18 protein-coding genes and 3 pseudogenes are annotated in these 24,482 nt (G+C 65.2%); 14 read left to right on the forward strand and 7 right to left on the reverse strand.

Features of this window, described 5'->3' with window-relative positions; genetic code table 11:
• Nucleotides 1–418 precede the first annotated feature (418 nt).
• Nucleotides 419–1,390: an ATP-binding protein gene (locus ACMATS_RS37590; protein WP_414170598.1), complete on the forward strand. Its 972-nt coding sequence runs from the start codon at nucleotides 419–421 to the stop codon at nucleotides 1,388–1,390.
• Between the two features lie 1,200 nt (nucleotides 1,391–2,590).
• Here ACMATS_RS37590 and ACMATS_RS37595 read toward each other — a convergent pair.
• A complete protein-coding gene (locus ACMATS_RS37595) occupies nucleotides 2,591–3,340 on the reverse strand; it encodes a transposase family protein (protein ID WP_414170576.1) in 750 nt (249 codons plus the stop codon).
• Nucleotides 3,341–3,689: 349 nt separating this feature from the next.
• Here ACMATS_RS37595 and ACMATS_RS37600 point away from each other — a divergent pair, with 349 nt between their 5' ends.
• Nucleotides 3,690–5,150: an SDR family NAD(P)-dependent oxidoreductase gene (locus ACMATS_RS37600; RefSeq protein WP_414170868.1), complete on the forward strand. Its 1,461-nt coding sequence runs from the start codon at nucleotides 3,690–3,692 to the stop codon at nucleotides 5,148–5,150.
• Nucleotides 5,151–5,566: 416 nt separating this feature from the next.
• Here ACMATS_RS37600 and ACMATS_RS37605 read toward each other — a convergent pair whose 3' ends face one another.
• Complete coding sequence (locus tag ACMATS_RS37605; protein ID WP_414170599.1) at nucleotides 5,567–6,769, reverse strand: IS110 family transposase; 1,203 nt, start codon at nucleotides 6,767–6,769, stop codon at nucleotides 5,567–5,569.
• Between the two features lie 518 nt (nucleotides 6,770–7,287).
• On the opposite strand from ACMATS_RS37605, the gene ACMATS_RS37610 reads away from it, so the two are divergent.
• The 3 genes and pseudogenes from ACMATS_RS37610 to ACMATS_RS37620 all read left to right on the forward strand — a co-directional run bounded on the left by ACMATS_RS37610 (nucleotide 7,288) and on the right by ACMATS_RS37620 (nucleotide 9,378).
• Nucleotides 7,288–8,037 (forward strand): transposase family protein, encoded by a 750-nt coding sequence (locus ACMATS_RS37610; protein WP_414170576.1) that lies wholly within the window; start codon nucleotides 7,288–7,290, stop codon nucleotides 8,035–8,037.
• Nucleotides 8,028–8,698, forward strand: a pseudogene (locus tag ACMATS_RS37615) (IS3 family transposase); the annotation flags it as partial. The gene ACMATS_RS37610 and the pseudogene ACMATS_RS37615, both read left to right, overlap by 10 nt.
• A 116-nt stretch (nucleotides 8,699–8,814) precedes the next feature.
• Nucleotides 8,815–9,378, forward strand: a complete 564-nt coding sequence (locus ACMATS_RS37620; RefSeq protein WP_414166346.1) for a hypothetical protein — start codon at nucleotides 8,815–8,817, stop codon at nucleotides 9,376–9,378.
• Here ACMATS_RS37620 and ACMATS_RS37625 read toward each other — a convergent pair.
• Nucleotides 9,305–10,126 (reverse strand): IS5 family transposase, encoded by an 822-nt coding sequence (locus tag ACMATS_RS37625; RefSeq protein WP_414166345.1) that lies wholly within the window; start codon nucleotides 10,124–10,126, stop codon nucleotides 9,305–9,307. The two genes, ACMATS_RS37620 and ACMATS_RS37625, sit on opposite strands and share 74 nt — an antisense overlap.
• A 347-nt stretch (nucleotides 10,127–10,473) precedes the next feature.
• On the opposite strand from ACMATS_RS37625, the gene ACMATS_RS37630 reads away from it, so the two are divergent.
• The 7 genes from ACMATS_RS37630 to ACMATS_RS37660 all read left to right on the forward strand — a co-directional run bounded on the left by ACMATS_RS37630 (nucleotide 10,474) and on the right by ACMATS_RS37660 (nucleotide 20,110).
• Nucleotides 10,474–11,285, forward strand: a protein-coding gene (locus ACMATS_RS37630) for an IS5 family transposase (RefSeq protein WP_414170600.1) whose coding sequence is annotated in 2 segments (ribosomal slippage) — nucleotides 10,474–10,797 and nucleotides 10,800–11,285 — 810 coding nt in all. Because the reading frame shifts where the segments join, the coding sequence is not laid out codon by codon here.
• A gap of 795 nt (nucleotides 11,286–12,080) precedes the next feature.
• Nucleotides 12,081–13,151: a UDP-N-acetyl glucosamine 2-epimerase gene (locus ACMATS_RS37635; protein ID WP_414170869.1), complete on the forward strand. Its 1,071-nt coding sequence runs from the start codon at nucleotides 12,081–12,083 to the stop codon at nucleotides 13,149–13,151.
• A gap of 433 nt (nucleotides 13,152–13,584) precedes the next feature.
• Nucleotides 13,585–14,265, forward strand: coding sequence for a response regulator transcription factor (locus ACMATS_RS37640; protein WP_414170601.1), 681 nt, complete (start codon nucleotides 13,585–13,587; stop codon nucleotides 14,263–14,265).
• Between the two features lie 1,435 nt (nucleotides 14,266–15,700).
• Nucleotides 15,701–16,699 (forward strand): ketol-acid reductoisomerase, encoded by a 999-nt coding sequence (ilvC, locus tag ACMATS_RS37645; protein ID WP_414170602.1) that lies wholly within the window; start codon nucleotides 15,701–15,703, stop codon nucleotides 16,697–16,699.
• Nucleotides 16,692–17,180: an MEKHLA domain-containing protein gene (locus ACMATS_RS37650; RefSeq protein ID WP_414170603.1), complete on the forward strand. Its 489-nt coding sequence runs from the start codon at nucleotides 16,692–16,694 to the stop codon at nucleotides 17,178–17,180. The genes ilvC and ACMATS_RS37650 overlap by 8 nt, the downstream gene beginning before the upstream one ends.
• A gap of 259 nt (nucleotides 17,181–17,439) precedes the next feature.
• Nucleotides 17,440–17,763, forward strand: coding sequence for a hypothetical protein (locus ACMATS_RS37655; RefSeq protein WP_414170604.1), 324 nt, complete (start codon nucleotides 17,440–17,442; stop codon nucleotides 17,761–17,763).
• Nucleotides 17,764–18,964: 1,201 nt separating this feature from the next.
• A complete protein-coding gene (locus ACMATS_RS37660) occupies nucleotides 18,965–20,110 on the forward strand; it encodes a sensor histidine kinase (protein WP_414170870.1) in 1,146 nt (381 codons plus the stop codon).
• Nucleotides 20,111–20,116: 6 nt separating this feature from the next.
• Here ACMATS_RS37660 and ACMATS_RS37665 read toward each other — a convergent pair.
• The 3 genes and pseudogenes from ACMATS_RS37665 to ACMATS_RS37675 all read right to left on the reverse strand — a co-directional run bounded on the left by ACMATS_RS37665 (nucleotide 20,117) and on the right by ACMATS_RS37675 (nucleotide 21,977).
• Nucleotides 20,117–20,837 (reverse strand): annotated as a pseudogene (locus ACMATS_RS37665) (transposase family protein).
• 192 nt (nucleotides 20,838–21,029) lie between these two features.
• Nucleotides 21,030–21,173: a hypothetical protein gene (locus ACMATS_RS37670; protein ID WP_414170605.1), complete on the reverse strand. Its 144-nt coding sequence runs from the start codon at nucleotides 21,171–21,173 to the stop codon at nucleotides 21,030–21,032.
• Between the two features lie 54 nt (nucleotides 21,174–21,227).
• Nucleotides 21,228–21,977, reverse strand: a complete 750-nt coding sequence (locus ACMATS_RS37675) for a transposase family protein (RefSeq protein WP_414170576.1) — start codon at nucleotides 21,975–21,977, stop codon at nucleotides 21,228–21,230.
• Nucleotides 21,978–22,699: 722 nt separating this feature from the next.
• Here ACMATS_RS37675 and ACMATS_RS37680 point away from each other — a divergent pair.
• Together ACMATS_RS37680 and ACMATS_RS37685 are read left to right on the forward strand one after the other, a co-directional pair.
• Nucleotides 22,700–23,158, forward strand: a pseudogene (locus ACMATS_RS37680) (fibronectin type III domain-containing protein); the annotation flags it as partial.
• A 75-nt stretch (nucleotides 23,159–23,233) separates the two neighbouring features.
• Nucleotides 23,234–23,995: an FG-GAP repeat domain-containing protein gene (locus ACMATS_RS37685; protein ID WP_414170871.1), complete on the forward strand. Its 762-nt coding sequence runs from the start codon at nucleotides 23,234–23,236 to the stop codon at nucleotides 23,993–23,995.
• A gap of 125 nt (nucleotides 23,996–24,120) precedes the next feature.
• Here ACMATS_RS37685 and ACMATS_RS37690 read toward each other — a convergent pair whose 3' ends face one another.
• Nucleotides 24,121–24,465 (reverse strand): transposase, encoded by a 345-nt coding sequence (locus ACMATS_RS37690; protein ID WP_414170606.1) that lies wholly within the window; start codon nucleotides 24,463–24,465, stop codon nucleotides 24,121–24,123.
• Nucleotides 24,466–24,482 lie beyond the last annotated feature (17 nt).

Genomic DNA, 24,482 nt, shown 5'->3' on the forward strand with positions numbered 1-24,482 from the left:
CCGGGACAACGATGATGCGACAGGCTTCCACAACGCTGGGAAGCGGCCCCGAGCCCGCCGCGGCAGTCAGACGTTCGCTGCAGGCAACAACGATCAGCACGGCCGCGGACCGCAGACCAGCCGGGGACAAGATTGAGCAAGTCGGTCTCCAGGCGATGCCCTGGGCCGTCGGCGCAGACGCAGCGTGTGTCGGCATGGGAGATGACGCTGCGTCCGAAGCCGCCGAGCACGGCCCCCTCCACATTCCCGGCTCCCCTCACAAGGCGCGCCAGGGCCGGACACCGACAGCCGGGCCCCACCGGTATTCGTGCCGCTCGTGAAGGAGAACGGCGACCAGGTCGGCCCGTCTTCGTGCACCCAGCCCCAGCTGCGCGCTCCCAGGGGCATCCGGGTTCGGCAGGGACAGGGAGGGAAACGGATGCACCATCGAACACAACAAAAGCCTGTGCAGGAACACAACGAAAGTCTCCGAGGAACGCCCTTGGTGTCTTCCGCATCCCCTCCGGGGACGGGCACGATCGAATGGTCAACGTCACCTGAGCATTTCGAGCGGGCATGGCCATACATCTCTCCACGGCATACCACCGGGCCGGCAACACAATCTTCTGTGGTCCTGCGGGGCTGGTGCGGGCGTCCAGGGCTCGTGTGGAAGGACTGCTGCCGGCCCGCCCGTCGCGTCCGACCGGATACGGCGCGCTGCGCCTGCGAGGTCGGACGCTGTGCCGCTGCACCAGTCCGGCTCGAGTTCCGGCCGCCGGGGGGTGAGTGCTGCGTGCTCCGGATCCGGCGACGACGCTTCGCACCGCAACCCGAATCGGTTGGCCTGGCCCGCGATTTCGTGGTAGCGACCCTGGCCTCCTGGGGGGTCGAGGGGCTCTCCGAGGAGATCCGGCTGTGCGTCTCCGAGCTGGCCTCCAACGCGCTGGTACACGGCACCCGGCCCGGACACGGCTTCGTGGTGCGCCTGGCCATCGACGAGCACGGCTCCTTGCGCCTGGAAGTGCGCGACTGCAGCAGTCGGCGGCCGCAGCGCCGCTGCCCCGCCGATGGCGAAACTTCCGGCCGGGGACTGCAGATCGTGTACGCACTTGCGGACCGATGGGGCGTTGAGGACTGCTCGCCGTCCGGCAAGATCGTCTGGGCGTTCTTCACGCCAAAGCCCTCGCGGCCCGCCCAGGCCGCGGACGCACCGTCAGCGCTGCCCCGACCGTTAACCGAAGGCCTGGTCAGAGCATCGAGGGCCACGCAGTGCACAAGGACTGGCTGGCTCCGGACTCGGCGAACCCTTGTTCGCAAGTCCCAAGCCCTGGTGACGCCCGCTCCGCGCCTGCTTCAACCATCCGCATCGCCGCCGTGCACACGCTCCGCGCCTGCGAAAACGGAGGATTGACGACCCTTCAGCAGGGTGAAGAACTTGCCCGGGCTGCACAGACAGAGAACGATACGGATGCGATGCAGCTGGATTCCCGAGGGTCCTCTGCCAACGAAAGTCAGAGCACATAGCCGAAAGCTGGGCGTCGTTGAACCTGTACCCCGGTAGGGTGTGCTGATTGGCTCTTCATCCCGGAACGGCCGTCTCTGGCAGACTCCTTGCACACGGGGGCGGACTGCCTCGGACTTTTACTGTCGCGAGTCTTGAAACTGCGACACTGGCCAGCTGCGACCAGCGTCGGCACGAGCCGTCGAAGCAAGCAGTATGCGGAATACCTCGGTAGCGGGACTGCTCGTCTCGTCAGCACCTATTGAAAAGGATCTTTGCGCTTCATGATTTCCTGGATCATCCTCGGCCTGCTGTTCGCCACAACACTGTGGTACACGTGGCTCACCCGGTTCAGCCCGAACCGACCGCCCCGGAAGCCGCGGACCCAGGGCGACACACGGCACGAACATGCCCGCTCGGAGCCTGCTCCCCGGACCAGCGACGTGCCCACTGCTGACGCCGACTGAAAGCCCCGATCCGGGGAACGGAGAGCGGGACTGCCTGCGAGTGAGACCGGCTCGCGAACGGCAGGCTACATGTAGCGGGCGGCCTCGACCCAACAGCCGCCACGGGTAGCAACCTCTTCGATCAGAAACTCCTTCACCCTTCGTTTTTGCAGCCGGAAGCGCGTAGACGGTGGCGACGATTTCCTGGTGCGGCTGGTCGGGCAGCGTGCCCGGCGCGGGATTCGCCAGGTTTTGAGACGACTGAAGCATGCCCCCGGGCTCGAATTCGTGCGCGGACACGGTTAAACCGCTAATAGCGAGCAGACAGTCCCGAGGGGTGCGCATGGCTGCGCGGCATTCGGGCGGGCACGTCGGGCTAGAGCGCGGATCCGGTGCTTATAGCAACAGCAGGACTGGTCGACCAAGAACTTCCTGGGCAACCGGGCGCCTGTCACCAAGAGTTGAGGCCCTCTTCGAGCACGGGCCAGCCACGAGACACGTTCGACCAGCTCGCGCAGGACATCGAACACGGCAGAACACGTAACCAACGACCCTTGGAAACGGTGTGCTGAGTGGAATCACCACACCAACGACGAGGGGCTTCGCCGTATGCCCGCCTGTTCCGCCCCAGCAGCGCAGGACAGAACGGACACAATAAGGATCTTCAGCGTTGCTGCTCCAGGGTGAGGACGGCCTGGACCATTGACGTGAGCCGGTTCGGGCTGCACCGGGCCTTGCGGAAGAGGCGCCAGCACTTGAGGCGGGCGAAGGCCCGCTCGACGGGCATCCGCAGCCGGGCGTGTGCCCGGTTGACGGCTTCCTGTTTGACGGTCAGGTCGCGTCCGCAGTGCCGTTTGAAGGGTGTGCAGAAGGTTCCTCCGGCTCCTTCGTAGGCTTTGTCGGCCAGCACCGGGATCTTCAAGCGTTCACAGATGGTGACAATCTTGTGGGTGCGGGCGGCGGTGATGTCCACGGTCCGGCCGGACAACGCGGGCGAGAACCAGAGCAGTTCGCCGGCGGGTCCTGTGACGGCCTGGATGTTCACCCCGTGCCGCCTGGCCTTGCCCGAGTAGTCCGCTTCCCGGTCGCCGACGCGGTCGCACTCGGCGATCGTGCCGTCCACGAGCACATACTCGGGCCGGGCCTTGCGCAGTGCGCGGGTGAGGGACGGGGCCCGTGCGGCGAGGAGTGCGGTCACGCTGTGTACGTAGGCGTGGGCGGTGCCCTCGCTGATCCGGAAGCCCGCGGCGAGCTTGGCGAGAGTGATGTGCTCGCGCAGGTACACCAAGGCCACGAGCGCGCGTTGCGAAGGCGGGAGCTTGCAGCGGCGGTCACCTTCACGGGTGACGATCAGCATCGTGACCCACTCCACGAGGGCATGCGGCAGGTCCAGTGCGCAAGGATAGGTAACCAACAGGGCTCCCTGGCCAGGTGGTTGAGACGTCAGACATCTCGCCCAACAGCCAGGGAGCCCTGCCCGTTACGGGCCGGCAACCGTCACCCGATCAGAGGCCACGCTGAAGATCCTTAATGATCAATTCGGCCCCGCTCCTGACACGCAAGAGAAGAACCCTGTCGCACGAAAGAACCACACAACTTTCCATGCGGAAGTATCAACATAAGACTGCCGGCCTCGAAATGATGTAAGAGCTATGATCAGTTTGAGGCTCCCTGGGCTGGCGCTAACAAAAGCAGCGTCCGGAGCGGCTGGTGGCGCCTATGCCTCCTATGAAGAGTGTCCGGTGAATGGAAGCAGCAGCGAGATGTCCTTTCCTTCGTCCCATGCGAACAAGAGCGAAGCGCCGCCGCGCAGTGTGGCAGTGGTCTTGGCTGGAGGAACGGGACGCCGCGTCGGCCTGAACATCCCCAAGCAACTGATAAAAATTGCAGGGAAAACCGTTCTCGAGCACACGCTGCAGGTGTTCGAGGACGCCCCGGAAATTGACGATGTGATACTGCTCATGCATCACCGACACATCGCGGAGGCGGAATCGGTTGTCGCCGCTGCCGGCCTGACGAAGGTGCGGGGTGTCTACGCAGGCGGGACGACACGCAACGAGACGACACAGCGTGCCATCGGCATCCTTCGTACCCTGACAGGCGGCGGGGCCGACCCCAAGGTGCTGTTCCATGATGCCGTCCGCCCGCTGCTGTCCCGGCGCATCATCTCCGAATGCGTCAACGCGCTGGACCACCACCAGGCCGTCGACGTGGCAATACCCTCCGCCGACACTATCGTCGTCACACGCCAGGACAGTCGCGGCACCGACTACATCGAAGAGATCCCCTGCCGGTCCCGCCTACGGCGCGGCCAGACACCGCAGGCATTCAGGCTCTCCACCATTGAGAACGCCTACGAGGCTGCCGCCGGAGACCCGGACTTCAACGCCACGGACGACTGCGGAGTGGTCCTCCGTTACCGCCCCGACGTGCCCATCCATGTCGTACGCGGCGATGAGCGCAACATGAAGGTGACCCACCCGTCCGACATTTTTCTGGCCGAAAAGCTCTTCCAGCTCGCTTCCCACGCGTCACCTGACCCTTCCAGGGAGGATTCTCTCCGGCAGACACTCGAGGGGAAAACTGCCGTCATCTTCGGGGCGAGCAGCGGAATCGGGGCAAGCATCGCAGAACTCATGCGGGACAACGGCGTTCAGGTATTTGGTTTCAGCCGATCCACCACCGGCACATTCGTCGAGAACCCCCAGCATGTCGAGGAGGCCCTGGCCACGGCACACCGCACGGCCGGACGGATCGACTACGTAGTGAACACCGCAGGATTCTTGCGCACGGGGAAGCTGACCGACGTCCCGTCGGCACAGATCACCGAAGCGACCGCTGTGAACTACCTTGCTCCAGTCCACATCGCACGCGCCGCGCACCTCTACCTCAACGCATCGCAGGGACATCTGCTCCTCTTCACATCCAGCAGTTACACCCGCGGCCGAGCCGAATACGGCCTCTACTCGTCGGCGAAAGCCGCCACTGTCAACCTCACACAGGCGCTCGCCGACGAGTGGGCTGTCGACGCGATCCGCGTCAACTGCATCAACCCTGAACGCACCCGCACGCCCATGCGGCGGAACGCCTTCGGAGCGGAGCCCGCCGCCACGCTGCTCGCCCCCGAGACAGTGGCCAAGGCCGCTGTAGAGGTTCTGGCCTCCATGATGACCGGGCACGTGATCGATGTACGGCGCCAGAACCCGACGGTGTGCGACAAGTGACCTGCGCCGTAGGGGCATCACGGCTCGGAGGCTGATCCTTTGGAGTGAACACCCCGGCAATGGATCTTGATGGTCCCAGGGATGTCCAGGCGGGACGTCAGTCTCCGTATCCGGAGGAGTTAAGGAAAGACCCGTCGCGCTCTACCGTGCAGTGGCCGGCAAGCGGATATGCGCGGCGGTGGCCGCGGATCTCGGCATCACCGCGGAGCCGCTGCGGACGTGGGTTCGCAAGGACGAGGCCCGGGCGGTACCCGAGCTCCGCGATCACCGTCGGCGCGAACACTGCTGAGGAACCGGCCCGGCCGCGGGCGGAGAACGCGCGGCTGCTGAAGGCGGAGAAGGAACCGCAGCTGGAGCGCGAGACCCTGCGCCGGACAGCCGCCTATTTCGCCGGGGGGGTGCCTCTATGTCCTTGGTCAAGCGAGGCGTGGGGTTCGGGGTTCGTAGAAGACGCCGTCGCGGAGCATGGCGAAGAGCACGCTGATGCGGTGGCGGGCGAGGCAGAGGAGGGCCTGCGTGTGGGTCTTTCCTCTGGCCCGGCACTTGTCGTAGTGGGTGCGGGAGGCGGGATCGTGCAGGGCAGCGAACGCGGACAGGAACATCGCGCGTTTGAGCTGCCGGTTGCCGCCCCGGGGTGCGTGTTCGCCGTGGATCGAGGTCCCCGACGACTTCGTTGTCGGGGCGAGGCCGGCGTAGGAGGCCAGGTGGGCGGCGGTGGGGAAGCTGGTTCCGTCGCCGACGGTGACCAGCAGAACGGCAGCGGTCCTGACCGCGACCCCCGGCATCGAGGTCAGGACCTTCGAAAGAGGGTGAGCCTCCAGCAGGGCCCCGATCTGGGTTTCCAGGGCCCGTCGTTGTTCGTGGACGGCGGCGAGCGAGCGGGCCAGGGACGGCACGACGATGTCCAGGGTGGCGGTGCCCGGGACCACGACGGTCTGCTCGTCGAGGGCCTCGAAGACCTCGTCGATCAGCCGCTCGGCCATGCGTGGTGCCTTGGGCCGGATCACCTCGATGAGCCTGCGGCGTCCGGCTTTCCGCAGGGCCTGCGGCGAACCGTAGCGTTCGAGCAGCCAGGTGACTGCCTGGTGGTCGAGGCGGGGGCCCAGGACGCGCTCCAGGGACGGGTGGAACTGAGTGAGCAGGCCACGGATGCGGTTGGAGGTGCGGGTGGCTTCTGCGGCGAGGTCCTGGTCGAAGCCGACGAGGACGGCGAGTTCGGCGGTGATCTCGTCGGTGAGTTCCAGCGAGCGCAGGGTGTGCGGCATGGTGCGGGCGGCGTCCGCGATGACCGCGGCGTCCTTCGCGTCCGTCTTCGCCTCGCCGGGGTAGAGGTCGGCAATCCGCCGCATGGCCAGTCCGGGCAGGTAGGCGACCTTGCAGCCCGCGTCGCGGGCGACGGTCAGCGGGAGAGCGCCGATGGAGGCGGGCTGGTCCACCACGACGAGCACGGTGCCGAACTTCGCGGCCAGCTTGTCGAACACGGCCCGCAGTTTGGGTTCGCTGTTGGGCAGGGGCTTGTCGAAGACCTTCTTGCCGGCCGGGGTCAGCCCGTGGCCGTGGTGAGCGGTCTTGCCGACGTCCAGTCCGAGGAAGACGCCCACGTCGCCGGTGTCGTGCAACCCATCCTCCAGAGCGGGGTTCGTGCGGTGCTGGCCAGGGAGTTGGCGCCGTACGCGCGCATCCACGTTATGCAGACCTGCCGCCCGCAAGCGGCCGGGCGTTGCGCTCGGCCGGGCAGTGGCCGGACCTCTCATCAGCGTCTCCAACGGCACCCCTCGGGCCCGGTGACACCACCCCCCAGGTCATCGGTTCGACAGGGGGGAACAGCCATGCCGGGCCCGGAGGCCAGCGGCCCTCTTGCAGGACCGCGGAAAACATAACGGGGGGAGCCCCCGCCGTTGGGACTTCATCCGCCAACCGCGCCGACTTCGGCGTCAAGCGGATCTGCCGCGTGCTCGGGCCCTCCCGCGTCGGCTGCTACCAGTACCTGGCCATCACTCAGGCCGTGCCGGGCGCCAGACTAAGGATCTTCAGCGTGGCCTCTGATCGGGTGACGGTTGCCGGCCCGTAACGGGCAGGGCTCCCTGGCTGTTGGGCGAGATGTCTGACGTCTCAACCACCTGGCCAGGGAGCCCTGTTGGTTACCTATCCTTGCGCACTGGACCTGCCGCATGCCCTCGTGGAGTGGGTCACGATGCTGATCGTCACCCGTGAAGGTGACCGCCGCTGCAAGCTCCCGCCTTCGCAACGCGCGCTCGTGGCCTTGGTGTACCTGCGCGAGCACATCACTCTCGCCAAGCTCGCCGCGGGCTTCCGGATCAGCGAGGGCACCGCCCACGCCTACGTACACAGCGTGACCGCACTCCTCGCCGCACGGGCCCCGTCCCTCACCCGCGCACTGCGCAAGGCCCGGCCCGAGTATGTGCTCGTGGACGGCACGATCGCCGAGTGCGACCGCGTCGGCGACCGGGAAGCGGACTACTCGGGCAAGGCCAGGCGGCACGGGGTGAACATCCAGGCCGTCACAGGACCCGCCGGCGAACTGCTCTGGTTCTCGCCCGCGTTGTCCGGCCGGACCGTGGACATCACCGCCGCCCGCACCCACAAGATTGTCACCATCTGTGAACGCTTGAAGATCCCGGTGCTGGCCGACAAAGCCTACGAAGGAGCCGGAGGAACCTTCTGCACACCCTTCAAACGGCACTGCGGACGCGACCTGACCGTCAAACAGGAAGCCGTCAACCGGGCACACGCCCGGCTGCGGATGCCCGTCGAGCGGGCCTTCGCCCGCCTCAAGTGCTGGCGCCTCTTCCGCAAGGCCCGGTGCAGCCCGAACCGGCTCACGTCAATGGTCCAGGCCGTCCTCACCCTGGAGCAGCAACGCTGAAGATCCTTACTGAGGAGAAACGGACCGTGAGCGAGATCCGTGTCATCCACGCCGAGCACCAGGGCACCTATGGCGCCCCGCATCCATACAGAGATACGCGCGAGGGACGGAGGATCAACCGCAAGCGCGTCACGCGGCTGATGCAGGTCAACCACATCGCTGGCCGGCACCTGCGCAAGAAGAAACGAACAACGATCGCAGACAGGACCGCGCCGGCCGGGCCGGACCTGGTATGACCTCGCCACGGTGATCGACATCTGGGTGAGGAAGGTGGTGGGCTCGTCGATCGCCGACCACATGCGCATCTCTCTGGCCACCGACGCGATCGATATGGCCGGGGCCGCCCGCGGCGGCCAGGTGAACGGTGTCGTCTTCCACACGGACAGGGGCATCCAGTACAGCGCAGCTGCCTTCGCCGAAGTATGCCGTCGGCATGGCATCCGCCGCAGCGTGGGCCGCGTCGGCTTCAAGCTATGACAATGCCCTCGCCGAGTTGTTCTTCCAGGGACTCAAGTGCGAGCTGCTGCACGGATGCCGCCGGACCTCGGAGGCACAGACGCGGCTTGAGCTGTTCCGTTGGCTGTCGTACTACAACCGGCGTCGCCGCCACTCCTCGCTCGGCTACCTCACACCAGCCGAGTTTGAGCGCCACACTGGCTAAGAAGCTGTTGTCTTTCCGGATGTGATCGCTGAGTTTCTGCTGGTCAGGCATGGTCTCCGCGTTGTTGCGGGAGGGTTCGGACGATCAGTTCGTTCTCGGCGATGCGGAGGTGAGCGGTGGCGTCGGTGATGGGGCTGCTGGAGGAGCGGGAGACGGCTGCCCGGGTGCGGGCGGAGGAGCTTCGAGCGGAGGCCGAGCGTGTTCTTGCTGAACTCGCCGAGGCGGAGGCAGTGCTGGAACGCCGGGTGATCGCACGAGTGGAGGTCGCCGAGGCCCTGGCGCCTGTGCCCGGGGCGGCGGACGCGCCGGGCGAGGGTCCGCGGCAGGCCGTGGCCGGGGTGTCCCCGCAAGCGAAGACAACCCCGGTCACGGGATCGGTCGTGCCCAGGTGGCACCCGGGGATGCCCGTGGAGGCGCTTGCGGCGGACTACCGCCGGATCATCGAGCTGGTGGAGGACGAAGGGGGCGGCGGCGAGGGGGTGTTGGCGAGGGAACTGGCGGCCCGGCTGGGGCTCGAGGCGGTGCCGGCGAAGGTCGAGGGCGTGCGCTCGAAGGCGAAGCGCCTGGCCGAGCGGGGCTGGCTGGAGGCGTTGCCGACCGGACGGTTCACGCCGCGGCAGCCCACCGGGACCGATCGGGCTGCGGATGCGGAGCCCTCCGGGCGAGGCGGCGGCTCATGAGCATGGCCAGCGAGAAGCAGATGAACGCCTCGCTGGACGCGGGCAGCGTCTCGAAGTCCCGCACCAGACGACGCGTTCGCATCAACCACCCTAGTGTGCGCTCCACCACCCACCGTCTCGGCAGCACCACGAACCCGGTCATGTCGTCACTGCGCTTGACGATCTCAAGCGTGAGCTGGAGTTTCTCCCGCGTCCAGGTGACGAGCCGTCCGCGGTAGCCGCCGTCCGCCCACACCAGGGTGATCTTCCTGAACCGCTCCCGCAGCCGGGGCAGCAGCACCCGGGCGGCCTGGCGGTCGGTGACGTTGCCCGCGGTCACCAGCACCACCAGCAGCAGGCCGAGACAGTCCGTGATGACGTGCCGGCGCCTGCCGTTGATCTTCTTCCCGCCGTCATAGCCGCGCGTGGCGGCGGGCACCGAGGCCGCGGCCTTGACCGACTGTGAGTCGATGATGGCCGCAGTCGGCTCCGCCCCGCGGCCCTCGGCCAGCCGCAGACGTCCGCGCAGCCGGTCGTGCAACTCCTTGACCAGCCCTCTCTCACGCCACCTGCGGAAGAAGGCATACACACGGTCCCACGCAGGGAAGTCGACAGGCATCGCACGCCACTTGATCCCGTTGTCGGTCACATAGCGGACGGCATCGAGCATCTGCCGGTGGCAGTAGCCCTCCGGCCGGCCGCCCCGGCCCTCCAGCCAGGCCGGGACCGGCATCGCCTCCCGCACCACCTGCCACTCCGCGTCCGTCATGTCGGAGGGATACCGCCGCACCCGGCCGGGGCAGTCGGCCGCATTCCCGAACCGGTGCGCGAGACAATCGCACACCGGGACAGGCAAGTTGGACGGGACCGGGACCGGCACGCAAGACTGGGACAACAGGGCCTCCCTGCACTCGAGCTGGCTTCGCAACCCTCGTGCTGCACCGGAGGTCCTGCTTTCATGCCCCCACCCCGCCAAGACCACCCGGCCAGAGATCCCGTTCGATCAGAACCGTCCCCGTGATCGATAGGACAACGGCTTCTAACAACAGCTAACACAATGAGGCGGATCGGTGCTGATGGCCGTGTCCGGGGTGGGAGTTGAGCGTTCGGTCCGGTGTGGGGACATCGCCTTGGATCGTGTCGGATGAGCTGTGGGACCGCCTGGAGCCGCTACTGCCGCAGCGCGAGCGCCGCTTTCGGTATCCGGGCCGCAAGCTGCTGCCGGACCGGGACGTGCTGTGCGGGATCCTGTACGTGCTGCACACCGGCATCCAGTGGGAGTACCTGCCCAAGGAACTGGGCTTCGGCTCGGGCATGACCTGCTGGCGACGCTTGCGGGACTGGAACGAGGCCGGCGTCTGGCAGCGGCTGCACGAGGTCCTGCTGGCGGACCTCAACGCGGCTTCACGGCTGGACTGGTCCCGTTGCGTGGTCGACTCCTCCCACGTCAGAGCCCTAAAAGGGGGAGCCACACGGGCCCCTCGCCGGTCGACCGGGGCCGGGCCGGCTCGAAGCACCACCTGATCACCGACGGGCACGGCACCCCACTCGCGGTCCTGCTCACTGGCGGCAACCGCAACGACGTCACCCAGCTGCTGCCCCTGCTCGATGCGGTCCCGCCGGTCCGCGGCCGGGTGGGGCGCCCCCGCCGCAAGCCCGACTCGCTCTTCGCCGACCGCGGATACGACCATGACATCTACCGCGACCAGGTCCGCGCTCGCGGCATCGTGCCGGCCATCGCCCGCCGCGGTACGCGACACGGCACCGGTCTGGGCACCTACCGGTGGGTGATCGAACGCAGCTTTGCATGGCTGCACGGCTTCCGACGTCTCCGGATCCGCTGGGAACGCAGGGCCGACATCCACGAAGCCTTCCTCAAACTCGCCTGCTGCCTCATCACCCACCGGCAACTCAGCTCATTGTGTTAGCCGTTGTTAGCCGTTGTAAATGCGACAGTAACCACCCCAAATCCTCTGAAGCGCACACCCGGTAGATGCTCTGCTCAGCCAGGGTGCATTACAAATCGTCGCCGGAGCTGAATTACGTGACCGGTCACAGCTGTGCCCGAACTCCCGGCCATTGGCTGGCAGTTGACCAAGTGGACACCACCACCAGCATCTCGAATGTGAGACAGGGTAATTGAATTGGCATACCCGAGAAGATCTTTACCGGTTGACTCACGCGAAGTCAACGCATCAGCTCCGATGCCTCGGAGCGATAGAGGCGGTTGATGTGCCTGCCTCAAGCGAGCCACTGGACGGCGCAGTAACAAGCGTGGCAAAGGATTCTGCAATTGTGTGTCACAACAAAGGCGTCGCCGATTCGGCAATGATCCACCCCTGCCGGGATGTTGACGGGGCCGCGATCGGTAGCCCCCTCAGGTGCACCTTTGTAGATCAATATTTACACATTGGAGTTCAGGGTGTGAACGTTAGCAACGGGGGATACCGGGTGGGATGAGGTGAGGTGGAAGATGTAGCTGCAAAGTTTGCAAGTGCCGTTTCCGGCTGATAGCAGCCGCTCTGGCGCTTGTTGGCGACCTGCTACAACCTCTTTCAGTCCGTCAGCCGGATGTGAGGGCCGGTGAAGCCGATGGATTCAGGCCGGGAGGCAGTGCTTTCATGCTCGCGGGAAGGATCGAATGTGTAGTGGGCAAGAACGTGACGCGAGACCTGAGGCTGCCGCCGGGGAGCGTTGGAGTAGTGCTGGGGACCCGCCCTGAGATGATCAGGCTGGCTCCGGTGGCGCGGCGCCTGGGCGCGGCGGCAACACTGGTGCACACTGGACAGCACATCGATGCAGCAATGCCGGATGATGTCTCCCGGGAAGCAGGGCTGGCAGAACCACGGTTGCGTCTTGCTGCCGGCGGCCTACCACGGGGGGCGCAGGTAGGGACCGCCTTGACGCAGCTAGACGCCTGGCTGGCCTCCTCACCGGTGCGTGCGGTGGTCGTGCAAGGAGAGGCCAATTCCACCTTGGCCGGGGCACTGGCAGCTAAAAGCCGGGGGATACCGCTGGTGCATGTAGGGGCCGGGCTGCGCAGTTTCGACCCCGCCATGCCGGAGGAAACCAACCGGATCCTGGTCGACCACATGGCGGGAGTACTGTGCGCGGCGACCCGGGACAATGCGGCCAACCTGCACCGAGAAAGGGTGCAGGGGCAGATCGCGCGGACCGGCAGCACCATCGTGGAGGCGGTCGGGGACCTGCTGCCCCCCGCTGAGAAGCGCCAACAGGTACTGGCCCAGCACAGCCTGACGCCGGACGGGTACGTGCTGGCCACGGTGCACCGGGCCGAGAACACGGACTGCCCCGACCTGCTCGCAGCCGTTCTGGCAGAGCTGGGAGCGCTGGCTGAGCGGCTGCCGGTGGTGTTGCCGCTGCACCCGCGCACCCGCATTGCCGTCCGTCGGTACCGCCTGGAGACCCTGCTCTCGCCTCTGACCGTGCTGCTGGCTCTGCACCCCGGCCCCTTCTTGGCCCTGGCCCGACATGCGGCGCTGCTCATCTCCGACTCCGGCAGCCTCCAGGAGGAGGCGACGATTCTCAAACGCCCATTGATCGTGGTTCGCACATCCACGGAACGTCCCGAATCCCTAACCTGCTTCGGCCATCTCGTCCATCCTTCCAGCGACCTGATCGGCAAGACCGCTCACTACATTCTCGACCAGGGGCCTGCCCTTCTTCAGCATCTGGCCGACCTCCCCAGCCCGTTCGGTGATCAGCGCGCCGCCGATCGCATTGTCCGCCGAATACGCGAGACCGTTGACTGCGCCATCCGGCGCTCTCCCTGACGGGAAGATGAGCGACCAGGTGCTGTGGGCAGTGTCTCCCGCAGTGGGCTGCGACGCTTCTATGCTGCACTCCCACCCAGCCCCCGCCGCAATGTTGACTGCTTCGCCCCTTTCCGGCGGGGTCGGGAAGGGCTCGCAGCGACAACGGCAGCTCGGAGCTGCCGCGGGACGCCGACAACAGCGCAACAACGCACCATGGAACTGCAGCATCGTCGGGGCCGGGAGCACCTAGCGCGGCTGCCCGCATACGCCGGCCCGTCCACCCCCGACTTCCAGGCCTTTGAGGACCGGACAGAACAATGAACACCCAAAAGCGCTCAAGACCTGTCCACCTGGGTGCAAGTCCCGCGCCATACGCCGACTGCTTGGCCTCTGCAGGGATCCACCGCCACAGCAAAGTCACCTCTGTTCGGGTGGCATGGGAGATTCCCGAATGATCCGCATAGTGATCGTCGATGATGAAGTGTTCGTCCGTGCGGGCTTCAGCGCACTGCTCAGCCTGGCAGACGACATTGAGGTAGTGGGGCAAGCCGGAGATGGAGCCGAAGCCCTCTCCGTCGTCCGACAGACGGTCCCGGACGTCGTCCTCATGGATGTCAACATGGCTCCACGGAACGGCCTGGAAGCCACCCTTCAGATAGTGAAGCTCCCAGAAGCTCCCAGGGTGCTCATCATGACCAGTGCCAGCCCCGACAACACCGCATGGCAGGCATTTGCCACAGGAGCACACGGGTTCATGCACAAGGCTGCCACCCCGGCCCAGATTATCGGCGCGATTCGGATGGTCGCCGTGGGAGGCACAGCCACCACCCCCGAGGTCATGAAACGGTTGATCGACGAAAACAACCTCCGAAACCCCAGACATGTTGCGCAGGCCCGATCCCGAATCGACCTGCTCAGCGGCCGACACCGCGACATCATCCTCTTGGTGGGGCGCGGATACCCCAATGCCCGGATCGCCAGGGAGCTTTCGATGAGTGAGAACACCGTCAAAAGCTATGTCTCCCGAGCCCTGGAAAAACTGGGAGTGGACAACCGGACCCAGGCTGCACTGCTGGTCCGGGATTCCGGGCTCCTCGACGAAACACTCGCTAACGAAAGTCGCGTGCTGTAAGCACCGATGATTTGACAGCGTGCGAGGCGGAGGAAAGCCTCGTCGAGGTCGGCTCGTCCTTCCCAGCGGATGCGGAGACGTTTGAATCCGTGGAGCCAGGCAAAGGCGCGTTCAGCTGTCTGCCTGTAGGTACCCGGTTCGGTGCTGTGGTGGCGTGATGCATCGGGCGATGGTGAAAACGGCCTGTCGTTTGCGCAGGCGGTCACGGTACGCGTGATGGTCATGGCCACGGCCGGCGAAGACCGAGTCCGCCTGGCGGGGATGCGCGTCCTCTCGCCAGTGGGACGGCGCCCAGCAGGGAAATCGGCCGGGTGATGTCGCCCGAGACGGGCCCCGGCGAAGAGGACTGCAAGCAGCGCGCCGTGCCCGTCGGTGACCAGGTGGTGATTTGCAGACAGCTCGGCCCCGGTCGACCGGCGACGGGTCTGTGGGCCCTCCAGCGCCCGGATCTGGCTGGAGTCGACGACTGTACGAAACCAGTTCAGCCTGAGTGCCGAGTCGAGCCGGCCAGAAGCACCTCGTGTAGCTGCTGCAGGACCCCGACCTATCGACAGCATATTCAAATGTACAGCCTGCCAATGGGCATAGCGCGGCAACAATTGCCGCTGGGCCCGGTGCTCTGACTTTTCGTAGCACGTAGTCCGACCAGACACGCGAGGGCGGGGTATCAACATGCGCAACTGGCGCAGGAGAAAATGGGCACGACAGCTGCAGGGGCGCTTACGCCAGGGGTCGCTGAGGTCCTCCTTGGCGAACACAGACGGGTAGCCTCCGGGACCCGGCACGGCGGTACTGGCACTTCAGCAATCTGGTCGCCGTAGTGCCAGTAGGGCGAGCTGGTCCATGAGTTGCAGTCCGGCGGAACCTACACATGCAAGGCCGGGGCTCGGTGATCGAGGTAGCGGCTATGTGCACGAGGAACAACAAGGCGCCGAAGATGTGGTGTCTTGGGCCACTTATGTGACCTCAACTAGCCGTCGCAGATACGCTCCTGGGGACTTCGCTCGGTGTGCCGATGCACATGTCGCCGAGCGGCACGAGCATCGGCCCCGAGAGTCGGAGCCGACGAGTACATCGCGCCGTGCATGTCCACGGTGATCAACCTCGACGTGCACCGTATGGCCCCAGCCCAACCGAGCCGGACGGGGGAGAAAGAAGCCGACTGCCCATGAGATCTCCCATCACCCCAGGGGAGAGCCATGAACGCTGCAGAGTCGGGTGCTGGCTTACTTTCCCACCTTGCAATACGAGAGGCTTGATTCAAGGCCCCCACTAGCCGCTACTCAACAAAGGAAGCATGCCAAACGGGGACTTTGGACCCTGTTGCGGTGCATCTTGCAAACTCGAGGATCCCCTTGTGGGCGGGATCCGGAAGCTTTCCCGACAAGCCCCCTCATGCCGGGGTGCGGTACCAACGCGATAAGGAGTTGCCGAAGTGGCCGAGCTCTTCTACGACAACGACGCCGATCTGTCTATCATCCAGGGCCGCAAGGTCGCGGTCCTCGGTTACGGCAGCCAGGGGCACGCCCACGCGCTGTCGCTGCGCGACTCGGGCGTCGACGTCCGCGTGGGCCTGCACGAGGGCTCGAAGTCCAAGGTGAAGGCCGAGGAGCAGGGCCTGCGCGTGGTCACCCCCGCCGAGGCCGCCGCCGAGGCCGACGTCATCATGATCCTGGTCCCGGACCCGATCCAGGCCAAGGTCTACGAGGACTCCGTCAAGGACCACCTGAAGGACGGCGACGCTCTGTTCTTCGGCCATGGCTTCAACATCCGCTTCGGCTTCATCAAGCCCCCGGCCGGTGTCGACGTCTGCATGGTCGCCCCCAAGGGCCCGGGCCACCTGGTGCGCCGTCAGTACGAGGAGGGCCGCGGCGTGCCGTGCATCGCGGCCGTCGAGCAGGACGCCTCGGGCAACGCCTTCAAGCTCGCCCTGTCCTACGCCAAGGCCATCGGCGGCACCCGGGCCGGCGTCATCAAGACCACCTTCACCGAGGAGACCGAGACCGACCTCTTCGGCGAGCAGGCCGTGCTGTGCGGCGGCGCCTCGGCGCTCGTCAAGGCCGGGTTCGAGACCCTCGTCGAGGCCGGCTACCAGCCGGAGATCGCCTACTTCGAGTGCCTGCACGAGCTCAAGCTCATCGTGGACCTGATGTACGAGGGCGGCCTGGAGAAGATGCGCTGGTCCGTCTCCGAGACGGCCGAGTGGGGCGACTACGTCACCGGCCCGCGCATCGTCACCGACGCCACCAAGGCCGAGATGAAGAAGGTCCTCGGCGAGATCCAGGACGGCACCTTCGCCGCCAACTGGATGAAGGAGTACGAGGCCGGCCTGCCCAAGTACAACGAGTACAAGAAGGCCGACCAGGACCACCTGCTGGAGACCACCGGCAAGAAGCTGCGCAAGCTCATGAGCTGGGTCGAAGCAGATGCCTAGCAGCAGCAAAGCCGGACAGATCCCCTCGGCGCGTCAAGATCCGTCCTTTGCCGCTCTGATGCTGGACAGCCACCAGCGGCTCGTCGGCAAGCCGCTGGCTCCTCGCCCATGGGCGTCCAATGCAACGGCGGCGACGTGGCTGTACGCCCAGGCACCGTTTGTTTTGCTGGCAGCAGACTCATCCGCCGATCCGCGGTTCGTGTATGCGAACCAAACAGCTCAGGAGTGCTTTGGGTACGACTGGGGGGAGTTCATCGGTCTGCTCTCCCGGTTGTCCGCTCCATCAGACGCGCAGGAGGACCGGGACATGCTGCTGCGGTCAGTCGCCGAGCATGGCTATTCCACCGGCTACCGAGGCCGGCGAGTCGCCAAGAGCGGCCAGATCTTATGGATCGAAGACGCCACCGTGTGGAACCTCGTAGCCAACGACGGCACCCATCACGGCCAGGCAGCTGTCTTCCATTCCTGGTCCTACACCTGAACCTTGACGAACCGTGAGAGGTAGCGCTGAATTGTTCGACCTTATGATCGGCCATGCGGGTGACCGTCACCGTCGCTGCGTTACCCGGGGAGGGCGTGTAGCCAGGGGCTTTCGTCTATGGGGCCTGGGCCGGTGTGCTCTGATACGTACAAGGGGACTCCTGTAGACCAGCTTTCGGTAGTGAAAAATGATCAAGCAAGGAGTCCCGGGGGGCATCTTGGCGAGTTGACGCAGGTGATCGAGTCCCGTTGGCTATGCGGTGCTTGCGGAGACCGGGACGGTGCAGCAGCGGATACGGCTTCTGCCAGCATGGGCGGTGGTGTACTTCGTATTCGCCTGGTCGCGTTCGACTCGTGCCCCGATCGGATGGTATGGGGCAAGCCAGGCGTGGGCCTGCCGGGCTGCCGGTGGTGCATCCGCACTCCTCTCCGTCCTCCCGGGCTCGTCGCCGGCTCGGTGTGCGGCCGCTGAAGGTCTTGTTCGATGTCCTGTCCAGGGTAGGCGGCCTGGCGCGAAATACCTGGTGTGTACCGGCAGGGCTGCGCATGGTCGCGTTCGACGGCACCGGCCTGCAGCTGTATGACCGCGATCCGGTCGCCTCACGGTTCCCCAAGCACGGGGGCGAGGTGCGGGGGTTCGGGTATCTGCTGATGCGGTCGGTCCGCTTGGTCGAGACCGGTACCGTACAGGCGTGCTGTGGCTGCCATTCAGGTCGGAGGCCGAAGGCGGACTCACCTCGCCCGTTGGCTGCTGGACCGCCCTGGTGCTCGGATGCACGTACTGGCCGGTGCGGGCTTCGATGTCTGGGGGCTCCTGCGGGATGCGCGGAGCACGGGTGTGCAGTTCCTGGTCCGCTCCAGTGCTGGTCGATGCCCAACTACTCTCACGCGGCTGGATGACAGCTCGTATCTGGTCCACCTCGGCGGAGGGAACCCGATCCGTGTCATCAAGGCATGGATCACACCGTCACTCTGGCCCATGGCACCGTCTGCTGTGAATCCTGGCATCTGATCACCAGCTCAGGGTTCAGCCAGCCGAGGTGTCCCTGGAGGCTCGCGTGGTGTAGAAGCTGTCGATGCACTAGAAATATTTACGCCACCAGCAGGCGCAGAGAATTACGGGATTCTGGACGAAATTCTGTTCACACGTTTGCCGGACTGGCGCTAGCCTTCAAGACTTCCTGTACGGATTCGGCGCGCTGCCTGAGGGGCCGCTTCTTGGGCCTCTCCGACAGTTCTTTCCCTCCTGACTCTCTGGCCTACGTGACTCCGGGCTTGTTGGTTCCTTGGGGCCTCAAGCGAAGATGATCAAGATGCCACACCCGGTACCGCCGCATGTGGCAGATCGAGCGCAGGACAAGGGACGCAGCTCGTGCTGATGAGTCGAGAATCGAGTGCCCACAGTATCTGCCCGAAAGCCTCGCGCGTTTCACCAGCATCTCAACGGCCTCAAGACAGTGACCGACAGGGAGACGACGGCGTGGTATGACTCCGTCGCTCGGCTGAGAGAGCGCGTTCCTGCCTCTTGCGCTCCCGATCCCGTCACCTGGCTGACCGACTTCTGCGAGTACTTGACGATCGGGTGTCTTCTTTTCGAGGATGAGACGCGAGTGCGGCCATACTCTTCTCGGTGGCCGTGAAGGCTGGTAGCCCCCAAGCGGCTGGGCCGAGGCCGGGCACGGAGTGAGGTGGTCTTAGATGTCGCGTGCGCGAACGCGCCGCGCGCAGATGGTGCAACTGCTCAGTCGCAGAGTCGGCCGACTCCCCGGGTCGTATGGTGACTTGGTGATCGTGGCCGTTATGGCGGCTCATGCTGTGGATGTGGGGATGGTCCGACCCCATGCCACTTTTGTGGGCAGTGATGCCTGGGCGGTGCTGATGAATATTGCGACAGCGCTTGCTTTTTTTGTCATGCGGGGCTGGGGCGTGTTTGCCTACGCAATATTCAGCGGTGTCACGTACGTTGCCACCGATTTTCTTTTGCCTGTCATCGCCGCGTCATACGGGCTCGGTGCGCTACTTCGCACCAAATGGCGCGCACCCGCCATCGCTGCCCAGACGGTGCTGGTACTGCTAGCCGTTACGGTTGGCAGTTACCGACATGTGGTCACGGTCTGCGGCTCCAGCCAAGCAGCTTTCTTCACCGGCTCCTGCGGTCCACTGGACTGGGTATTCCGCATGGGAGTTCCAGTGACGGCCGGCTTTGTGCTCGGCGCCTGGGCGGAGATCATGCGGGAGCTGCGGTGGATGAACCAGCTGATTTCCCGTGAGCAGGAAGAGCGCATCCGGGCGGTCCGCGCTCACGAGCGTACGGCCGTGGCACGCGAAATGCACGACGAACTCGGACATCGACTGGCGATCGTTTCTCTCTACTCGGGTGCTCTGGAGCAGTCGGATTCACTTCCGACTGAGGTCCGAAAGATTGCGCAGCTGATGAACGAGTCAATTATTTCAACTCAGGTTGGCCTGCGCAAGATCATTGAACTTCTGCGTAGCGAGAACGAGGAGGAGGTGGCTGCCAGGACTGCAGGAGACCTGAACCAGCTGGTCGAGCTCGCCCGTGGGGCAAGTCTTGCCGTGGTGATCCAATGTGACTGGAGTTTCTATGACAACCTCTCGGTCGCAGTCCGTGCCGCCCTCTACCGCATTCTTCAGGAAAGTCTTACAAATTCTCTGAAACATGCCGCGGGGTCTACTGTGCGGATTTGCATGGACCGAGATGGCGAAACAGTTAAACTGTCCGTGCAAAATTCTGCTGGCCGCCGACGGGATTATGCTGCTGTCGCAGGCGGAGGGAAGGGCATCATTGGACTCTCCGAAAGGGCCCGGATGCTCGGCGGTACCCTGCATGCTGGCCAGACGGAAGACGGGGGATTTGAACTGCGGGCAGAAATCCCGATTCCATCAACCCTAGAAGTGGGCCCTGAATAACCGCGATTAGTATGGTGTAGACGGCCTGGATGGCGCGGCTGATGCTGAGCACCGTGCCCCTTGGGGCATATACCAGATCTTCAGGCGGGCGACGCCGCGTTCGACGGGGTGGCGGAGCCGGCGTGGGATCCATTCACCGGCTTTTGCTTCACGGTGAGTTCTTGGCGGGGGCGTCGTCGGTGGGGACGGCGAAAGTGCCGCGGGCGCCGAGGCAGCCCTTGTCGGCCAGGACCGGGATGCCGAGTCGTACGCAGGTGCGGATGATTCGGTGGCGTCGGGCTGCGGTCGTGCGTCTGGCCGGGCAGGGCTCCGGAGACGAAAAGTCAGCTGACCTCGGGCTCGCTGATGAGCTGCAGATTCACACCGTGACAGTGGTGCTTCCCGGAGCACCCTCGCAGCCGCCAGCGACCCGGTCACACCCGGCGAGGGTGCCGTCAGCCAGCACATACTCCGCCCGGGTCTTTCACCTCATGCAGAGCTCGGGGCAGGCCCGGGGCCCGGCGGTGCAGCAGGGCGGTGCCGGAGCGGACGTGGGCGTGTGCGGCGCCGACGCTGACCCGGAACCCGCGGTGATCTGAGTGAGGGTGAGGTGCTGGCGCAGGTACACGAGTGCGACCGGAGCACGCCGGGACGGGCGGAGCTTGCCCCTACGGCCACCCTCACGGAGGACGATCAGTATCGGGACCGTCTCCACGAGCGCATGAGGCAGGTCCGGCTGCGCAAGGATAGGTAACCAACCAGGCCCCTTGGGTGATGAGTTGAGATGTGAGCCATCTCGCTCAACACCCCCTGGGGCCTCGCCCATCAGAGCGGCCGCGAGGTCCACGCGATCGCCGACCACCCCCGGCCACCGCAGCAAAGCCGTCCGCGCCTGGCTGGACGCGAACACCGAGCGCATCGAGCTCCATCTGATGCCCGGCTACAGCCCCGACGAGCTGCTGAACGCCGACGTCAAGCGCCACGTCCACGCCGCCCGGGCCCGCTCGGCCGACGACCTCGCCACGAGACCCGCCGCTTCCGCCGCCGCCAGCGACAGCCCCACCACGTCCGCGGCTACTGCCACACCCGCTACACCATCCAATAAGGAAACCAGACAGTTTCGACTCAATAAGGATCTTCAGCGTTGCTGCTCCAGGGTGAGGACGGCCTGGACCATTGACGTGAGCCGGTTCGGGCTGCACCGGGCCTTGCGGAAGAGGCGCCAGCACTTGAGGCGGGCGAAGGCCCGCTCGACGGGCATCCGCAGCCGGGCGTGTGCCCGGTTGACGGCTTCCTGTTTGACGGTCAGGTCGCGTCCGCAGTGCCGTTTGAAGGGTGTGCAGAAGGTTCCTCCGGCTCCTTCGTAGGCTTTGTCGGCCAGCACCGGGATCTTCAAGCGTTCACAGATGGTGACAATCTTGTGGGTGCGGGCGGCGGTGATGTCCACGGTCCGGCCGGACAACGCGGGCGAGAACCAGAGCAGTTCGCCGGCGGGTCCTGTGACGGCCTGGATGTTCACCCCGTGCCGCCTGGCCTTGCCCGAGTAGTCCGCTTCCCGGTCGCCGACGCGGTCGCACTCGGCGATCGTGCCGTCCACGAGCACATACTCGGGCCGGGCCTTGCGCAGTGCGCGGGTGAGGGACGGGGCCCGTGCGGCGAGGAGTGCGGTCACGCTGTGTACGTAGGCGTGGGCGGTGCCCTCGCTGATCCGGAAGCCCGCGGCGAGCTTGGCGAGAGTGATGTGCTCGCGCAGGTACACCAAGGCCACGAGCGCGCGTTGCGAAGGCGGGAGCTTGCAGCGGCGGTCACCTTCACGGGTGACGATCAGCATCGTGACCCACTCCACGAGGGCATGCGGCAGGTCCAGTGCGCAAGGATAGGTAACCAACAGGGCTCCCTGGCCAGGTGGTTGAGACGTCAGACATCTCGCCCAACAGCCAGGGAGCCCTGCCCGTTACGGGCCGGCAACCGTCACCCGATCAGAGGCCACGCTGAAGATCCTTAATAGATGCCCAGTTCAAGGCGGCATCACAAGATCCCGTCCGAATAGCCTTCGCCCCCTGCAGAGCCGGGAAGAAAGATATTCACTTCTGCCCCGCCTCAAGGCCTCGATCGAAGTCCTCGAGTCAACATTCAGCAGCCCAGCTGTCTTCATTCCGCGCGGCAGTCGGCATGCCGTGCCCGGCAAAGATGGGAGCAGCCACACCCCACAGATCCTCTTTGGCCGATGGGCTGGTTTCTTGCTTTCCACTCTGAAGAACTGGATAATTGATGAATGTGGATATGTGTTCACGCCGGCTGGCGACTGCGGCGGTCACTATGGCACTTGCTATCTCTGGATGCGCGGGGCTGAGCGCGCTTGCCCCGCCTGCTTCGGCCGCCGACCATTTGACGATGACCGGCTCTCCCGCCTCCGGACGTTCTGTCGCCAGCCAACGTCTGACCAAGGATTACTCTCTGGTGACCACCACGTCAACCGACGGACGCGTCAAAATAGCCTGGTCCATGGATCAGGACCCGTCGCAGCTGAAGTTCGGCGACACTGTGACCTTCTCAGCCAAGATTGACGCTCCCAGCGGAACACAAGGGCCAGTCGAAGGCCAAGTGGACATGCCCGGCCTCACGGACCCCCAGTGGAGCAACGACGGCGCCAACTGGCAGCCTGGGAACACCTTCCAGGCCTACTACTTCGGAGGTAGGTTCCAGATCAAGGGAAAGATCTCTCAGACAGACGACTACGACGATCTCATAGTCCCTGGAAAACAGACGGCCCTCTTTTCCACAACCACCACCAACCCTGGCCCGTCAAAATCATACCCCATCAATATTGCGAGCCCGGCACCTGCACCGAAAGCAATCGGAGGATCTTTCAACGCGAACGGCACGAAGGCTTGCATCAATTGGAAGCCGACCGGCGCGGACAAGATTGATCACTTCAACATCTACCGTGAGTCTGGTTCCGACTCGTACCCTGATCCCGACGCCAAGGTAGGCAGTAACCTGACGAGTTATTCTTTTCCAGGCTTGACTCCGGGGAAGAAGTACTCCTTCGCCGTGGCCGCTGTTGACACCAAGGGGTATATCTCTGCAGAGACGACGTTTGCGATGCAGTGGCATGCCGGTTCTCCGGTGAAGGCGTCGGATTTGTCGGAGGATGTGCTGGGGGATTTCACGGGGGATGGTGAGGCGGATCTGGTCGGTAAGGACAAGGCGACCGGTGGGCTGTATCTGTGGCAGGGCGAGGGGGACGGTTCCTCCTTCAAGGCGGGCCGTGAGCTGTACAAGAGCTGGGACTACACGCAGACCACGGCCGGGGACTTCGACGGTGACGGCAAGACCGACCTGGTCGCCGTCAAGGACGGCGTCCTGTACCTGTGGAAGGGCGACGGCAAGGGCGGGTTCGCCAAGCCCGTGAAGCTGACCGGCGGCTGGGGCCGCTTCACCCAGACCACGGCCGGGGACTTCGACGGCGACGGCAAGGCCGACCTGGTCGCCCTGGACACCAGGACCCACCAGCTCAAGCTGTGGAAGGGCCAGTCCGGGACGAAGAACCCCTTCGCCAAGCCGATCGTCCTCACCCCCTGGAAGGGCTTCACGCAGACCACGGCCGGGGACTTCGACGGTGATGGCAAGGCCGACCTCATCGCCAAGGACCCCCACGGCAAGCTGCTGGCGTGGAAGTCCAGCGGCGACTTCAAGCACAATCCCTTCGCCAGGCCCGTCACCCTCACCCCGTGGAACGGCTTCGACCGGATGACCGCCGGCGACCTGAACGGCGACCACAAGGCCGACCTCCTCGCCGTCGACACCCGCCACAACACCGTCAAGACCTGGACGTCCACCGGCCACCTCACCTCCAAGCTCTTCGGCTCTTCCCACAAGGTCCAGCTCACCATCCAACCCTGACAGTGAGGATGTGACTCGGTGACGCCGCTGGCGGGTCTGCCCCGAACTCTGACTGACGTCTCGACTGTCCTGCTGGGGATTTATCGGCCCGCCGGGCGTCACCACGCACGCGGCCGGACGGGCGTTTATGATCTCGTAGCGCCTCTGTGCCAAGCGGCTGCTGCGAGCCGGATTCGCTGGTCTCGTTTTATGTTCCGGTAGACCACGTTGGAGAGGCGCCGCTTGAGGGCCTTGCGGACCATTTTGAGGAGGTAGTACTCCTGGCCGCTGCCGCCGTCGCGGATCTGGCAGATCGCGAGGATGTGGAGGGCCGAGTTCAGGGCCCGATTGCCGCCTGTGTTGAGCCGGTGGCCGATGTTCTTGCCGCTGGAGGCATCCAGCGGTGCGCTTCCTGTGTAGCTGGCGAAGCGGGTCTCGGTGGGGAATCGGGTGACGTCGCCGACGTGTCCGAGGACTTTTGCGGCCAGCACGGCCCCGAGGCCGGGCA

The sequence above is a fragment of the Streptoverticillium reticulum genome (assembly GCF_047456005.1).
In the GTDB taxonomy this organism is placed as follows: domain Bacteria; phylum Actinomycetota; class Actinomycetes; order Streptomycetales; family Streptomycetaceae; genus Streptomyces; species Streptomyces reticulum.

Excerpts from the sequence above, each read along its gene's own strand:
- ACMATS_RS37590 (WP_414170598.1), top strand. The coding sequence starts at position 419 with ATGCACCATCGAACACAACAAAAGCCTGTGCAGGAACACAACGAAAGT.
- ACMATS_RS37600 (WP_414170868.1), top strand. The coding sequence starts at position 3,690 with ATGTCCTTTCCTTCGTCCCATGCGAACAAGAGCGAAGCGCCGCCGCGC.
- ACMATS_RS37625 (WP_414166345.1), bottom strand. The coding sequence starts at position 10,126 with ATGACGGACGCGGAGTGGCAGGTGGTGCGGGAGGCGATGCCGGTCCCG.
- ACMATS_RS37635 (WP_414170869.1), top strand. The coding sequence starts at position 12,081 with ATGATCAGGCTGGCTCCGGTGGCGCGGCGCCTGGGCGCGGCGGCAACA.
- ACMATS_RS37640 (WP_414170601.1), top strand. The coding sequence starts at position 13,585 with ATGATCCGCATAGTGATCGTCGATGATGAAGTGTTCGTCCGTGCGGGC.
- ACMATS_RS37650 (WP_414170603.1), top strand. The coding sequence starts at position 16,692 with ATGCCTAGCAGCAGCAAAGCCGGACAGATCCCCTCGGCGCGTCAAGAT.